Raw genomic sequence first — 12,155 nt, forward strand, 5'->3', positions numbered from 1 at the left:
CGGGCATAAATGCAGCCCATGATTGTAGCAGGTTGTTTCCCAGGCGCTTTATCGCAAACCGAGGACCGCGCTAGCGAAAAGCTTGATGCGGTTCTATGCCCTCGCCGCGCGCTGGATCAGCAGTCTGGCGCCGCGCCTGCTTGCTCGCTTTGCCGTTCCTGCTAAAAGGCGCTCCGACAATGCGTGACGCCCTTGCCCAGGCGTCCGCCACCGACGGAGCAGAAATGTCCAAGACCAAAGACGTCAAGAAAGTCGTGCTCGCCTATTCCGGCGGCCTCGACACATCCATCATCCTGAAATGGCTGCAGACCGAACTCGGCGCCGAAGTCGTCACCTTCACCGCCGATCTCGGCCAGGGTGGCGAGTTGGAGCCGGCACGCAAGAAGGCCGAGATGATGGGCATCAAGGACATCCGCATCGTCGATGTGCGGGAGGAATTCGTCGCCGACTTCGTCTTCCCGATGTTCCGTGCCAACACCGTCTATGAAGGCACCTATCTGCTCGGCACCTCGATCGCGCGGCCGCTGATCTCCAAGCACCTTGTCGACATCGCCAGGGAGACCGGCGCCGATGCGATCGCCCATGGCGCCACCGGCAAGGGCAACGACCAGGTCCGCTTCGAGCTGTCGGCCTATGCGCTGAACCCCGATATCAAAGTCATCGCGCCCTGGCGCGACTGGTCGTTCAAGTCGCGCACCGACCTGATCAACTTCGCCGAGCAGCACCAGATCCCGGTGGCCAAGGACAAAAGGGGCGAGGCGCCGTTCTCGGTCGACGCCAACCTGCTGCACTCCTCTTCCGAGGGCAAGGTGCTGGAAGATCCGTGGAGCGAGCCGCCGGAATTCGTCCACCAGCGCACGGTCTCGCCGATGGACGCGCCGGACAAGGTAACCGAGATCGAGATCGAGTTCCTGAAGGGCGACCCGATCGCGCTCAACGGCAAGAAGCTGTCGCCGGCGACCATGCTGGCCGCCCTCAACGATCTTGGCCGCGACAACGGCATCGGCCGGCTCGACCTGGTCGAGAACCGTTTCGTCGGCATGAAATCGCGCGGCGTCTACGAGACGCCAGGCGGCGCCATCCTGATCGTGGCCCACCGCGCCATCGAATCGATCACGCTCGACCGCGGCGCCGCGCACCTCAAGGACGAGTTCATGCCGCGCTACGCCGAGCTCATCTACAACGGCTTCTGGTTCTCGCCCGAGCGCCTGATGCTGCAGGCGATGATCGACAAGAGCCAGGAAGACGTCGAAGGCACGGTACGGTTGAAGCTCTACAAGGGCAATGTCATGGTCACCGGCCGCAAGTCGAAGAAGACGCTCTATTCCGACGCGCTGGTCACCTTCGAGGACGATCGCGGCGCCTACGACCAGAAGGACGCCGCCGGCTTCATCCGCCTCAATGCGCTGAGGCTGCGCACGCTGGCTGCGCGCAACCGCAAGGGCTGATATCCAGACTGCGGCCTGGCGCTTTGCCAATCAATGTTCGAGAAACCCGGCGGAGACGCCGGGTTTTTATTTGGTACCGCTAATATAGATAAAATGAAGCCGCCTGTAGTCGGTTCCTGTTTGACCTTTTAGCGGCTTCGTTTAAGTTCATTTGCGGGTTTTGGGGTTTTGACAGTGAAAAATAGCATTTCTCTTCTGCTTGGCGCGGTCGTCGTCTTGTCGGTGTGCCAGTCCTCACAGGCAGGCGCCAAACGTGACCCGAAGGTGGATATGAACGAATGTATCGCCTCCGCCCGCACTTCGAACCTTACGTTCAAGCATGACATGGCTTCGTTCATGGGCGTTTCGCAGGAACGCATGCCGGCCCTGTTTTGCCAGCGCCTTGCCGATGGGATACGCACCGGCCGCATCAGCTATTCCGACATAAACAATCTGCAGCTCGACCAGCCGACCGAAATCTGGATGGTCCTCAAGGGCAAGCCAAAGCGGGCTGCACCCACGCATTCCCAGGCGCCGCGGTCGCCCAACTTCCGTAACTGCAGCGGCATTGACGGCGCCTTCCAGGTTCCCGCTTCCCAAAGATGCCCGGCGAGCGGCTACGCGCATTATTGAGAACGATGTGCGCAGGCGCTCGGATTTTTAGTTTTCTTAAGGGTGAGGGGAGCTTTTACAGTGAAAAATAGAATTTTTCTTCTGCTTGCGGTGGTCGCCGTCTTTGCCGGGCACCAATCAACGCAGGCTCTGGCGGCGCAGACATCCAAGTTCCGTACCTGCAAAAGTTTTGATGGCCCGTTCCAGATTCCCGCTTCCCAGCAATGCCCGTTGAGCGGCTATGCGCAGGGTTCCGGAGTTCCGACGGTCATCGAGGGCAAGCGAAAGGCGGTTACCCCGGCGCGGCAGAACCCCAACTTCCGTACCTGCAAAAGTTTTGACGGCCCGTTCCAGATTCCCGTTTCCCAGCAATGCCCGCTGAGCGGTTACGCGCAGGGTTCCGGAGTTCCGACGGTCATCCAGGGCAAGCGAAAGGCGGTTACCCCGGCGCGGCAGAACCCCAACTTCCGCAACTGCAGCGGTATTGACGGCCCCTTCCAGGTTCCCGCTTCCCAGAATTGCCCGTTGAGCGGTTACGCGCATTATTGAGAGTGATGTGCCCAGGCGCTCGGCCATTCCTGGAATCGGTTTCCTGCCCGCCTTGGCTGTCCTGGCAAGCTTGGCTGTTGCCAAAGCCGACGATTATGACCCCGCCTCGCTCGACCTCGCCGCGCTGATCGAATGCAGGGCCGACGTGTCCGCTTATACTGGCTATGCCCTTTGGCTGGCCGGTGATCCCGGCGCGGCCAGCACGCTCGGCTGGAAAGAGGTGCCGTCAGGCAATGCCTTCCTGCGGCAATATCAACTGCCCGCCCCGGCCCATGTCTTCGGTCATGAGACGGGGACAATCGTCTTTACCGCGTCGGGGCCGATGGCAGTGCTTGACGGCATTGCCGCTCCCGACCTCGCCCGGCAGCTCGACGTCCCGGCAATGGTCTCGTCGCCGGACAAATTCCTGGGCGAGAAGGTCGTGGCCGAGAGCACTGACGACACCGGCGGCGTCAGCCTTTCCACGCGCATCACGCTCAACGTCTCGACCGTCGCTTCCCATCCCGGCAAGACGCTGGCCGGCTGCTCCTACGTGCTTGATGTGAAATAGAAAATCCGGCGTTGCACGGAGTTCGATTGAGCCAAGTGAAATACGCCCCCGGCTCAGGGATTTGACCGGCGCATCGGCGACGACCCCGCATACCTTGGCGGTTAGCCGGGAACGCCACCGCTTCGTCATCCACGGGCGGAGCAAGGAGCGTAGCGACGCGGCGCAGACCCGAGGATCCATGCCGCGACCATCGAACTCCGCCACGGTGCGGAATTCTGCTCCGCTGCACCCTTCGTCCAACGTCACGGAATGGATCCCAGGGTCTTCGCGACGGAGCTTCGCTCCTGCTACGCCCAGGGATGACGAAGTAGGGGACTTCCACCAACAAAAAAGCCCGGCGCATGGCCGGGCTCTTGTCGGATAAGTTTTCAATCAATCGCCGTCGATCGCCGTGGCGATGCGCACGATGGCCTGCTGGTAGACGCTGGCGTCATTCCAGCCGGCAATTGCGCCGATATTGTCCGCCGCGCTCGCGCCGCGCCGCCAGCCATGGGCCTTGAGGAAGTTGGCGGTGGAAGCCAGTGCGGTGGCCTTGTCGCGCAGGTTGCCGCTGCCCACGCCATATTTCAGGACGTTCCCGGGCAGGAACTGCGTATGGCCGATTTCGCCATGCGCGGCGCCGACCGACGAGGCGCTCAAGGCGCCGCGATCGACCAGCTTCAGCGCCGCAATGGCATGCGGGTGAAAGAATTCCGGGCGGCGGCAATCATAGGCAAGTGTCAAAATGGCCGAGACCGTATTCTGGTTGCCCATGGACGAACCGAAGCCGGTCTCCATGCCCCAGATGGCCAGCAATACGCCGGGCGACACGCCGTAATTGCTCTCGATCTGGCTGAACATCGCCGCGTTTGCCTTTTTCAGCGAACGGCCCTTGGAAATGATCGCCGCGCCGCCACGGCGCTTCATGAAGGCATCCACCGAGCCGCTGAACGCCTTGTGAATGCCGCGGTCGACGGAAATTGTCTTTGTCGCGTAAGTGGCGCCAGCCAAAGCGGCCAGGCCCTTGGCGCCCACGCCTTCGGCTTTAGCCTGTTCGGCGAAGCCCGGCTTCCAGGCATCGAAGCCCGCACCGGTGCTGCCACAGCTGGCCGCCGCCTGTGCGCCCGTCGCCAGCCCAAGCACGGCCACCACCGCGGCCGCTAAAATCCTACCCTTGGCAAGAAATGCCATGTTGTTCTCCTGGTTGCCTGATTCACGTCCCATCTGCGAATTTGCCAGCGAAACGTGCATTTGTCACCGTCCGCGGCACGATGCTGGCGAATGCCGGGGAATTTGCCTACGATCAAGTGATTATTGTGGCGGGGTCGAAATTGCCATGGAAGACGTCGATGTCGCATCGGCGGCCGCGCCTGGGCCAACGCCCGGCATTTCGGCGTGCCTTCCGACATCGGCGGCGTGATCATCGGCGGCGCGGCGGGGCTTGCCACGGCCGGCACCCTGCAGGCGATGGGCGGCTTGCGGCGAAATGGCATCGAAACATGCGGAACGCCGGCCGGCGATTGGCGTTGGGCACCTGCCGCCCGACACGACAGGCTGGCTCTGAGGTTTTGAGGCCGACATGAAACTCTTCGACTGCCCGCATTGCGGCCACCGTCTCTACTTCGAGAACGCGCAATGCCTGAATTGCTCCAGCCTCGTGCTCTACGATCCCGAACACGCCCGCTTCGCCCTGTCGGGCGCCGACGGCATCTTCCAGTGCACCAATGCCGATGAATGCGCCTGCAACTGGATGGCCGAACCGGGACATGGGTTTTGCCGCGCCTGCGCGCTGAATCAGCTGATCCCCGATCTCTCCGTCGACGGCAACCGCCGCCGCTGGATCCGGGTCGAGGCGGCCAAGAAGCGCGCCATCTATTCGCTGCTCGCCTTCGGCCTGCCGGTGGCGCCCAAGCAGGCGCCCGCGGACGAGGTGGGTCTCGCCTTCGACTTCCTCGCCGATCCGATCGGCGGCGGGCCGGGCGGCGAACGCATCCTCACCGGCCATGACAATGGCCTGATCACGCTCAACGTCGCCGAGGCCGATTCGGCCGAGCGCGAGAAGCGCCGCGTCGAGATGGGCGAGAATTACCGGACGCTGCTCGGCCATTTCCGCCACGAACTCGGCCACTATTACTGGGATCGCCTGATCCGCGACGATGCGCAACGGCTGGACGCTTTCCGCGCTCTGTTCGGCGACGACCGCGCCGATTACGAACAGGCGCTGACGGCTTACTACGCCAACGGTGCCGCGCCCGACTGGCAGCAAAACCACATCTCGGCCTACGCCACCTCGCATCCCTGGGAGGACTGGGCCGAGACCTGGGCCCACCATCTGCACATCACCGACACGCTGGAGATGGTCCACGCGCTGAATTTCCCGCTCGGCCGGCTGGAGACGGTGGAAGCCAATGATTTGCCGCGCGGCGACACCGGCGGCGAACTGCAGGCGGCCCCTTCGGAGCCTGCCAACACTCCCGAGCCCTTCGAAAGGATCCTTACCCGCTGGCTGGTGCTGTCGGAAGCCTCCAATTCGATCAACCGCTGCATGGGTCTGCCCGACCTCTATCCCTTCGTCATTTCAGATGTGACGGCGCGAAAACTGGCCTTCGTTCACGAGCTTTTGACCGGACTGCCGAAAGACGCGGGAACAAATCGTGAGTTGGCGCGGGCGTTTTAGCCGGAACGCATGCGCTGCTGCCCCGTTTTCACGCCGAGGGACCAATGAAAACGGAGTGAGACCATGAAATCCGTCTTGTTGCCCGCAATCGCCGGGATGATGACCGTGATGTCGGGCGCAGCTTTTGCCGACACCGCCGTCTCGGCCGTCACCGATCTCAACGTGCGCGCCGGCCCCGGTCCGCAATATCCGGTCATCGGCGTGCTCGCCGCCGGCCAGTCGGCGACGCTCAATGGCTGCATCGAAAACAGCAAATGGTGCACCATCGCCGAAGCCGGCGGCCAGGGCTGGGTCTATTCCGACTATGTGACGGCCGATTTCAGCGGCAGCCGGGTGATCCTGACGCAGCGCCCGCACGGCTCCAGCGTGGCCATCGTCTCGCCTCCGAAAGACATCGGCAATTATTCGACCGACTATACCGGAGCGATTGTCGCCGGCCAGCCGGCCGAGGACGCCTTCCCCCCGCCTCCGGCCGAAGTCCGCACCTATGTCGATACGCATCGCCTCGACCCCGTCTATCTCGACGGCGAGGTGGTGACCGGCGCGACCCTGCCCGATACTGTCGAGCTGCGCGAAATTCCCGACTACAACTACCGCTATGTCTATGTGAACGGTCAGCCGGCGCTGATCGATCCGCAGACGCGCCGCATCATGTACGTGGTGCGTTGATGGAAACCAGCGGTCGCCAAGGCGGCCGCTGGCGACACTTGACAGTCGGTTTCTGCAGCACCCTGAGCAGTGCCTGATGTCGTGCGGGGTTCATTGATGTTGGACGAATGGCGATTCCGATTCCCGAGGCCATCGGCTAGATCAAAAGGCGATGGATTCGGGTGAGGGACCGAGCGTGACGATCGACGACACCGCCTTCGAGCGCTACCGCCGGTCGCCGAACGCCAGGACGACCTTGCCGCGCCTGTTCCTGGGAACGCTGATCGTCGTCGTATTATGGGGCGTCACCACCGCGGCTGTGCTGTATGGCGGCGCCTATGCCTTCTTCACCTGGCAGACACCGGCGGCTCCTCCGTCCGACGGAGCGATGCAAGGCTTCCTCGCCTCGCCGATCGGCATCCTCACCGCGCTCGCCTCCTTCGCCGGCATCTGGTTCGGCCTGTGGATCGCCATGCGCTGGGTGCATGGCGAACCGCTGTCGGCGCTGCTTGGCGCCAGCCGCCGCGTATCGCTGCCGGACTTCCTCAAGGGGCTGGTCGCGGTGCTGATCACTTCGGCTGTCTCCGAAATCCTGCTCTACCTGCTGCAGCCCGGGATCGCGCGTGGCACGATCAACCTGTCGTCCTGGCTGCTGTTCGCGATCCCGATCGTCTCGCTCACTCTGCTGCAAACGTCCTCGGAAGAGATGCTGTTTCGCGGCTATCTGCCGCGTGGCCTGGCCAACCGGTTCAGGAGCCCGCTGATCTGGGCCCTGCTGCCCGGCCTGCTGTTCACCTCGCTGCATTGGAGCAGCGCCTCGTCGCTCGCCATCAACGCCTGCGTGCTGGTCTCGATCGCCGCTTTCGCGCTGCTTCTGACGCTCGTCGTCTACGCCACCGGCAATCTTGGTGCCGCGCTCGGCGCCCATCTCGGCAACAACCTGACCGGCTTCCTGGTCATCTCGCACCAGGAGAGCTACAATTCCTTCGCCCTGTTCACCGCCAAGCCGCTCGAAGGGCCGGGCTGGGTGATGTCGGATGCGGTCCTCATCGCCCTTATCGGCATCGCCTGCAGCCTGCTTACGATCGTGCTGCTGCTGCATTCCCGCTCGCCGCTCAGGATCACGGCCGGGCTTTCCGACGCCAAAAGCGCGGCCTGATTGCGGCGCAAGCAACGGCGCCGCCCGGCCCTTGTCTTGACTCTTCGGTCGATTTCCTGTCTACACGCCTCGAATTCCGCGACGAGTATCCCTCCGAGCAAGCCGACCAGGACGCCGAAGCCTCTTTGAGGCCAAGTGCTGTAAACAGATCCTGGAGGCCAACACCCGGCAGCGCAATGCGCCCCCGGGTGCTTTTTGGTTTTGGGCTTTGCTTTTGCTTGGACAGTTGGCGCGAACGCATTACCTCTCGGGCATCATCCGGGTGCCAGGGAAAAGGAAAACGAATGTTTGAATCGCTGCAGGAGCGCCTTGGCTCCATCCTGAACGGCCTCACCGGTCGCGGCGCGCTTTCCGAGGCTGATGTCTCGGCGGCGCTGCGCGAGGTGCGCCGTGCGCTGCTCGAGGCCGACGTGGCGCTGGAAGTGGTGCGGTCCTTCACCGACAAGGTGCGCGAAAAGGCCGTCGGCGCCGCGGTGCTGAAGTCGATCAAGCCCGGCCAGATGGTCGTCAAGATCGTTCATGACGAGCTGGTCGACATGCTGGGCGCCGAGGGCGTCGCCATCGACCTCAATGCGCCGGCCCCCGTCGTTATCATGATGGTCGGCCTGCAGGGCTCCGGCAAGACGACCACTTCGGCCAAGATTGCCAAGCGGCTGACCGAGCGCCAGAACAAGAAGGTTCTGATGGCCTCGCTCGACACGCGGCGGCCCGCCGCGCAGGAGCAGTTGCGCCAGCTCGGCGAGCAGACCAAGGTCGCGACGCTGCCGATCATTGCTGGCCAGAACCCCGTCGATATCGCCAGGCGCGCCGTGCAGGCGGCCAAGCTCGGCGGCCATGACGTCGTCATCCTCGACACCGCCGGCCGCACCCATATCGACGAGCCGCTGATGGTCGAGATGGCCGACATCAAGAAGGTGTCGAGCCCGCACGAGATCCTGCTGGTCGCCGATTCGCTGACCGGCCAGGACGCCGTCAACCTGGCCAAAAGCTTCGACGAGCGCGTCGGCATCACCGGCCTGGTGCTGACCCGCATGGACGGCGACGGCCGCGGCGGTGCGGCGCTTTCGATGCGCGCCGTCACCGGCAAGCCGATCAAGCTGATCGGCACCGGCGAAAAGATGGACGGGCTGGAGGAATTCCACCCCAAGCGCATCGCCGACCGCATCCTCGGCATGGGCGACATCGTCTCGCTGGTCGAAAAGGCCGCCGAAAACATCGACGCCGAGCAGGCGGCGGCGATGGCCAAGAAGATGCAGTCGGGCAAGTTCGACCTGAACGACCTCGCCCAGCAGCTTCAGCAGATGTCGAAAATGGGCGGCATGGGCGGCATCATGGGCATGATGCCCGGCATGGGCAAGATGAAGGACCAGATGGCCGCCGCCGGCCTCGACGACAAGATGTTCGGCCGCCAGCTCGCCATCATCTCGTCGATGACCAAGGCCGAGCGCGCCAACCCCGATATTCTCAAGCATTCGCGCAAAAAGCGCATCGCCGCCGGCTCCGGCACCGACGCCGCCGAGATCAACAAGCTGTTGAAGATGCATCGCGGCATGGCCGACATGATGAAGGCGATGGGCGGCAAGGGCAAAGGCGGCGGCCTGATGCGCGGCATGATGGGCGGCCTTGCTTCCAAGATGGGTCTCGGCGGCATGATGCCCGGCGGTATGGGAGGCATGGGCGGCATGCCCGATCTCTCCAAGATGGATCCCAAGCAGCTCGAAGCCTTGCAGAAGCAGGCGCAGGCCGCCGGCCTCGGCGGCATGAAGGGCCTGCCCGGCGGACTTCCCGGTGGCGGCCTGCCAGGCCTGCCCGGCGGAATGAAACTTCCGGGGCTTCCCGGCCTCGGCGGCGGCGGACTGCCGGGCCTTGGCAAGAAGAAGTGAGAATGCGGATGAACGAAGAAAAGGACATGGCCGACGCCCGCACCATCCTGGCCGGCTACCGCGCTTCGATCGACAACATCGACGCCGCCCTCATCCACATGCTGGCCGAGCGCTTCCGCTGCACCAAGGCAGTCGGCGTGCTGAAGGCCGAGCATGGCCTGCCGCCGGCCGACCCGGCGCGCGAGCAGCAGCAGATCGCCCGTCTGCGCCAGCTGGCCAAGGACGCGCATCTCGACCCCGATTTCGCGGAGAAATTCCTCAACTTCGTCGTCCGCGAAGTGATCCGCCACCACGAACAGATCGCCGCTGCCAACGGCGTGACGAAAACCGGCTGAAAACAAAAAATTTAGCCGAAATCATATCAACGAAATCAGAGCTTTTAGGAGATAAGAAATGGCACTGAAGATCAGACTGGCCCGTGCGGGCTCGAAGAAGCGTCCTTACTACCACGTCGTCGTCGCCGACGCCCGTTCACCGCGTGACGGCCGGTTCATCGAGTCGCTCGGCTCGTGGAACCCGCTGCTGCCGAAGGACGGCGAGCGCGTCAAGGTCGATGCCGACCGCGTCAAGCACTGGCTGTCGCACGGCGCCCAGCCGACCGACCGCGTACTGCGCTTCCTCGACGAGGCCGGCCTTGCCAAGCGCGACGCCCGCTCCAACCCCAAGAAGGCCGAGCCGGGCAAGAAGGCGCAGGAACGCGCTGCTTTGCTGAAGAAGGCGCAGGAAGACGCTGCCGCCGCCGTTGCGGCCGCTGCCGCAGCACCCGCCGAGGCGGAAGCCGCCACCGCCGAGTAAATATCGCTTCATCGCATCGACAAAACGGCGGGCCAGTGCCCGCCGTTTTGCTGTTCAGCCCCATCTCGCCCCGGCATCGCCTGCATCCCGCTTGACGAAAGACCTCGACGTTGATTTCCTTCCAGCTTCAGAGGGGTGTGAGTCTTGAAATCAGTTCTGGTTCTGGCCATCGCGGCCCTGGCGGCGCTAACCCTTGCCATGCCAGCCCAAGCGGCCGGTTTCGACAACATCGTGGTTTCAGCGACGAAGGGAGGCGAGCCCCAGAGCGAGTTCCCCGCGGACACACCGGTCGTCTATTTATCGGCTGACCTGGTGGACATCCCGGCTACGTCGACGATCACATTCTCCTGGATTTCGATCGATTCTCATGGCGTTGCGCCAGCCAACTATACGATCGACAAGGTTGACCTCCACGTCGGAGAGAACACCGAGGCGGATTCGCAACTCAGCAAGCCCACGGCGGGGTGGCCGGTTGGCACCTATCGTGTTGATCTGTCTATCGACGGAACGGTTGCGGACTCGGCGCCCTTCAGCATTCGATGATTTGGCTGGCCGTAGCGCGGTTCTGTGCGAATAGGTCCCAGCCGACCACACCTCGCTGAGGCGCGGACGGGTCGGATGGACGAACCGGCAGTCACCGAAGAAATCCTGTCCGGTGGCGTTGCCGGAACGCTGCTGCAATGCGCCGACGCCATGACGGGCGTCGTGGTGCTGAGCGGATCCAGCGGCCGCGTCGACGCCGCCCGCGCCAAGCTGTTTGCCAGCGAAGGCGTATCCGCCCTGGCGCTCCAGTGGTTCGGCGGCGAAGGCCAGGTCCCCGGCATATGCGAAATCCCGCTCGAGATTTTTTTCGCCGCGACCGACCATCTTGTCGGACTGGGCTGCCGGCGCATCGTCTATGTCGGCACGTCCAAGGGCGCCGAGGCGGCCTTGCTTGCAGCGGCGCACGACCAGCGCATCGACGCCGTGATCGCGATCAGCCCGACATCGGTGGTCTGGGGCAATATCGGGCCGGGCCGCGACGGCATCAGCTGGCCCGAGCGATCGTCATGGACGCTGAAGGGGGTGCCGCTCCCGTTCGTTCCGACCCGGCCAAACTGGCGCGCGAGCCACGTCGATGGCCTTGTGTCCTACAGGGGGCTTTTCCAGCACTGCCTGGCGAGCTTCGGGCAGGAGGCGGACAGGGCCGCCATTCCCGTCGAGGCCATCTCGGCGAAGCTTGTGCTCGTCGCGGGCGGCGACGACGCGCTCTGGCCATCGCTCGATTTTGCCCAGTCGATTGTTCGGCGCCGAGAAGATGCCGGAAAGGCCACGCGCCTCGTTTCCAGCCCAGATGCCGGCCACCGCATTCTCTTGCCGGGCGAAACCACGCCACGGTCCGCATTGCACGCCCATGGCGGCAATGATCATGCCGATGCGCGCCTCGGCCGCGACGCCTGGGAATTGATCCGGGACTTGTTGTAGGCGTTTTCAGACGAAAACGGCGGGCCTGCGCCCGCCGTTTTGCCGTTTCCGTGCCGGTCGCCGCTCAATAGCCGCTTGGGCAGCGGTCGACATAGACACGGCCATGACGGTCGCGATAGCGGCACTGGCCACTTTCGCTGGCGTGCCCGATCAGGGCGCCTGCAACGGCGCCAACCGCGCCGCCGACGACAGCGCCCTGGACCGGATCTCCGGCCACGGCTGCGCCGATCGCGGCGCCACCAAGGCCGCCTACAGCAGCGCCTTTTTCGGTCTGCGAGCAGGCGCCCAACGCCATCGTCAGTACCAGAATGGTCAAGATTTTCTTCATTTTGTTCCTCTCACAGGGGGATCGCCATCGCTCCGCCAAGTGCTTAACTCGCAGACGGCTAATTTGATCCAAGAGAGGATGAAG

Annotated in this window: 14 protein-coding genes; 12 read left to right on the forward strand and 2 right to left on the reverse strand. The window is 63.8% G+C overall.

Annotated features, from left to right (window positions below; all coding sequences use genetic code 11):
• Positions 1 to 224: 224 nt before the first annotated feature.
• From MAFF_RS18040 to MAFF_RS18055, 4 genes are all read left to right on the forward strand, one after another.
• A complete protein-coding gene (locus MAFF_RS18040; RefSeq protein WP_010912381.1) occupies positions 225 to 1,448 on the forward strand; it encodes an argininosuccinate synthase in 1,224 nt (407 codons plus the stop codon).
• A 270-nt stretch (positions 1,449 to 1,718) separates the two neighbouring features.
• The gene (locus MAFF_RS18045) at positions 1,719 to 2,060 is read left to right on the forward strand and encodes a hypothetical protein (protein ID WP_244420807.1); all 342 of its coding nucleotides are present in this window, start codon (positions 1,719 to 1,721) and stop codon (positions 2,058 to 2,060) included.
• Between the two features lie 210 nt (positions 2,061 to 2,270).
• Complete coding sequence (locus MAFF_RS18050) at positions 2,271 to 2,588, forward strand: hypothetical protein (RefSeq protein ID WP_244420808.1); 318 nt, start codon at positions 2,271 to 2,273, stop codon at positions 2,586 to 2,588.
• A 61-nt stretch (positions 2,589 to 2,649) separates the two neighbouring features.
• Positions 2,650 to 3,138 carry a hypothetical protein gene (locus MAFF_RS18055; RefSeq protein ID WP_246723930.1) on the forward strand — a complete coding sequence of 163 codons (489 nt, stop codon included), beginning with the start codon at positions 2,650 to 2,652 and terminating at the stop codon, positions 3,136 to 3,138.
• 372 nt (positions 3,139 to 3,510) lie between these two features.
• Here the strand turns inward: MAFF_RS18055 and MAFF_RS18060 are convergent, their stop codons facing one another.
• A complete protein-coding gene (locus MAFF_RS18060) occupies positions 3,511 to 4,308 on the reverse strand; it encodes a lytic murein transglycosylase (protein ID WP_032932283.1) in 798 nt (265 codons plus the stop codon).
• 388 nt (positions 4,309 to 4,696) lie between these two features.
• Between MAFF_RS18060 and MAFF_RS18065 the strand changes: the two genes are divergently transcribed.
• The 8 genes from MAFF_RS18065 (at position 4,697) to MAFF_RS18100 (ending at position 11,743) form a co-directional block, all read left to right on the forward strand.
• Entirely contained in the window at positions 4,697 to 5,794 is a 1,098-nt protein-coding gene (locus MAFF_RS18065) for a zinc-binding metallopeptidase family protein (RefSeq protein ID WP_044548483.1), read from the forward strand.
• 63 nt (positions 5,795 to 5,857) lie between these two features.
• On the forward strand, positions 5,858 to 6,463 hold the full coding sequence (locus MAFF_RS18070) for a DUF1236 domain-containing protein (protein WP_032932286.1): 606 nt from the start codon (positions 5,858 to 5,860) through the stop codon (positions 6,461 to 6,463).
• A 151-nt stretch (positions 6,464 to 6,614) separates the two neighbouring features.
• Entirely contained in the window at positions 6,615 to 7,601 is a 987-nt protein-coding gene (locus tag MAFF_RS18075) for a CPBP family intramembrane glutamic endopeptidase (protein WP_010912389.1), read from the forward strand.
• A gap of 284 nt (positions 7,602 to 7,885) precedes the next feature.
• Positions 7,886 to 9,484, forward strand: a complete 1,599-nt coding sequence (ffh, locus tag MAFF_RS18080) for a signal recognition particle protein (protein WP_010912390.1) — start codon at positions 7,886 to 7,888, stop codon at positions 9,482 to 9,484.
• An 8-nt stretch (positions 9,485 to 9,492) separates the two neighbouring features.
• Positions 9,493 to 9,819, forward strand: a complete 327-nt coding sequence (locus tag MAFF_RS18085; protein WP_019862096.1) for a chorismate mutase — start codon at positions 9,493 to 9,495, stop codon at positions 9,817 to 9,819.
• Between the two features lie 58 nt (positions 9,820 to 9,877).
• Positions 9,878 to 10,279, forward strand: a complete 402-nt coding sequence (gene rpsP, locus MAFF_RS18090) for a 30S ribosomal protein S16 (RefSeq protein ID WP_010912392.1) — start codon at positions 9,878 to 9,880, stop codon at positions 10,277 to 10,279.
• 144 nt (positions 10,280 to 10,423) lie between these two features.
• Positions 10,424 to 10,822: a hypothetical protein gene (locus tag MAFF_RS18095; protein WP_048894792.1), complete on the forward strand. Its 399-nt coding sequence runs from the start codon at positions 10,424 to 10,426 to the stop codon at positions 10,820 to 10,822.
• 75 nt (positions 10,823 to 10,897) lie between these two features.
• A complete protein-coding gene (locus MAFF_RS18100; RefSeq protein WP_052292087.1) occupies positions 10,898 to 11,743 on the forward strand; it encodes an acyl-CoA thioester hydrolase/BAAT C-terminal domain-containing protein in 846 nt (281 codons plus the stop codon).
• 64 nt (positions 11,744 to 11,807) lie between these two features.
• On the opposite strand, the gene MAFF_RS18105 is transcribed toward MAFF_RS18100, so the two are convergent.
• Positions 11,808 to 12,071 (reverse strand): YMGG-like glycine zipper-containing protein, encoded by a 264-nt coding sequence (locus tag MAFF_RS18105; protein WP_032932291.1) that lies wholly within the window; start codon positions 12,069 to 12,071, stop codon positions 11,808 to 11,810.
• Positions 12,072 to 12,155: the final 84 nt, after the last annotated feature.

Source organism: Mesorhizobium japonicum MAFF 303099 (genome assembly GCF_000009625.1).
Classification (GTDB): domain Bacteria; phylum Pseudomonadota; class Alphaproteobacteria; order Rhizobiales; family Rhizobiaceae; genus Mesorhizobium; species Mesorhizobium japonicum.

Bases quoted from the DNA above. Each gene is read 5' to 3' on its own strand.
- rpsP (WP_010912392.1), top strand. From the start codon at position 9,878: ATGGCACTGAAGATCAGACTGGCCCGTGCGGGCTCGAAGAAGCGTCCT.
- MAFF_RS18065 (WP_044548483.1), top strand. From the start codon at position 4,697: ATGAAACTCTTCGACTGCCCGCATTGCGGCCACCGTCTCTACTTCGAG.
- MAFF_RS18060 (WP_032932283.1), bottom strand. From the start codon at position 4,308: ATGGCATTTCTTGCCAAGGGTAGGATTTTAGCGGCCGCGGTGGTGGCC.
- MAFF_RS18105 (WP_032932291.1), bottom strand. From the start codon at position 12,071: ATGAAGAAAATCTTGACCATTCTGGTACTGACGATGGCGTTGGGCGCC.
- MAFF_RS18070 (WP_032932286.1), top strand. From the start codon at position 5,858: ATGAAATCCGTCTTGTTGCCCGCAATCGCCGGGATGATGACCGTGATG.
- MAFF_RS18100 (WP_052292087.1), top strand. From the start codon at position 10,898: ATGGACGAACCGGCAGTCACCGAAGAAATCCTGTCCGGTGGCGTTGCC.
- MAFF_RS18040 (WP_010912381.1), top strand. From the start codon at position 225: ATGTCCAAGACCAAAGACGTCAAGAAAGTCGTGCTCGCCTATTCCGGC.
- MAFF_RS18045 (WP_244420807.1), top strand. From the start codon at position 1,719: ATGAACGAATGTATCGCCTCCGCCCGCACTTCGAACCTTACGTTCAAG.
- MAFF_RS18075 (WP_010912389.1), top strand. From the start codon at position 6,615: ATGGATTCGGGTGAGGGACCGAGCGTGACGATCGACGACACCGCCTTC.
- ffh (WP_010912390.1), top strand. From the start codon at position 7,886: ATGTTTGAATCGCTGCAGGAGCGCCTTGGCTCCATCCTGAACGGCCTC.
- MAFF_RS18085 (WP_019862096.1), top strand. From the start codon at position 9,493: ATGAACGAAGAAAAGGACATGGCCGACGCCCGCACCATCCTGGCCGGC.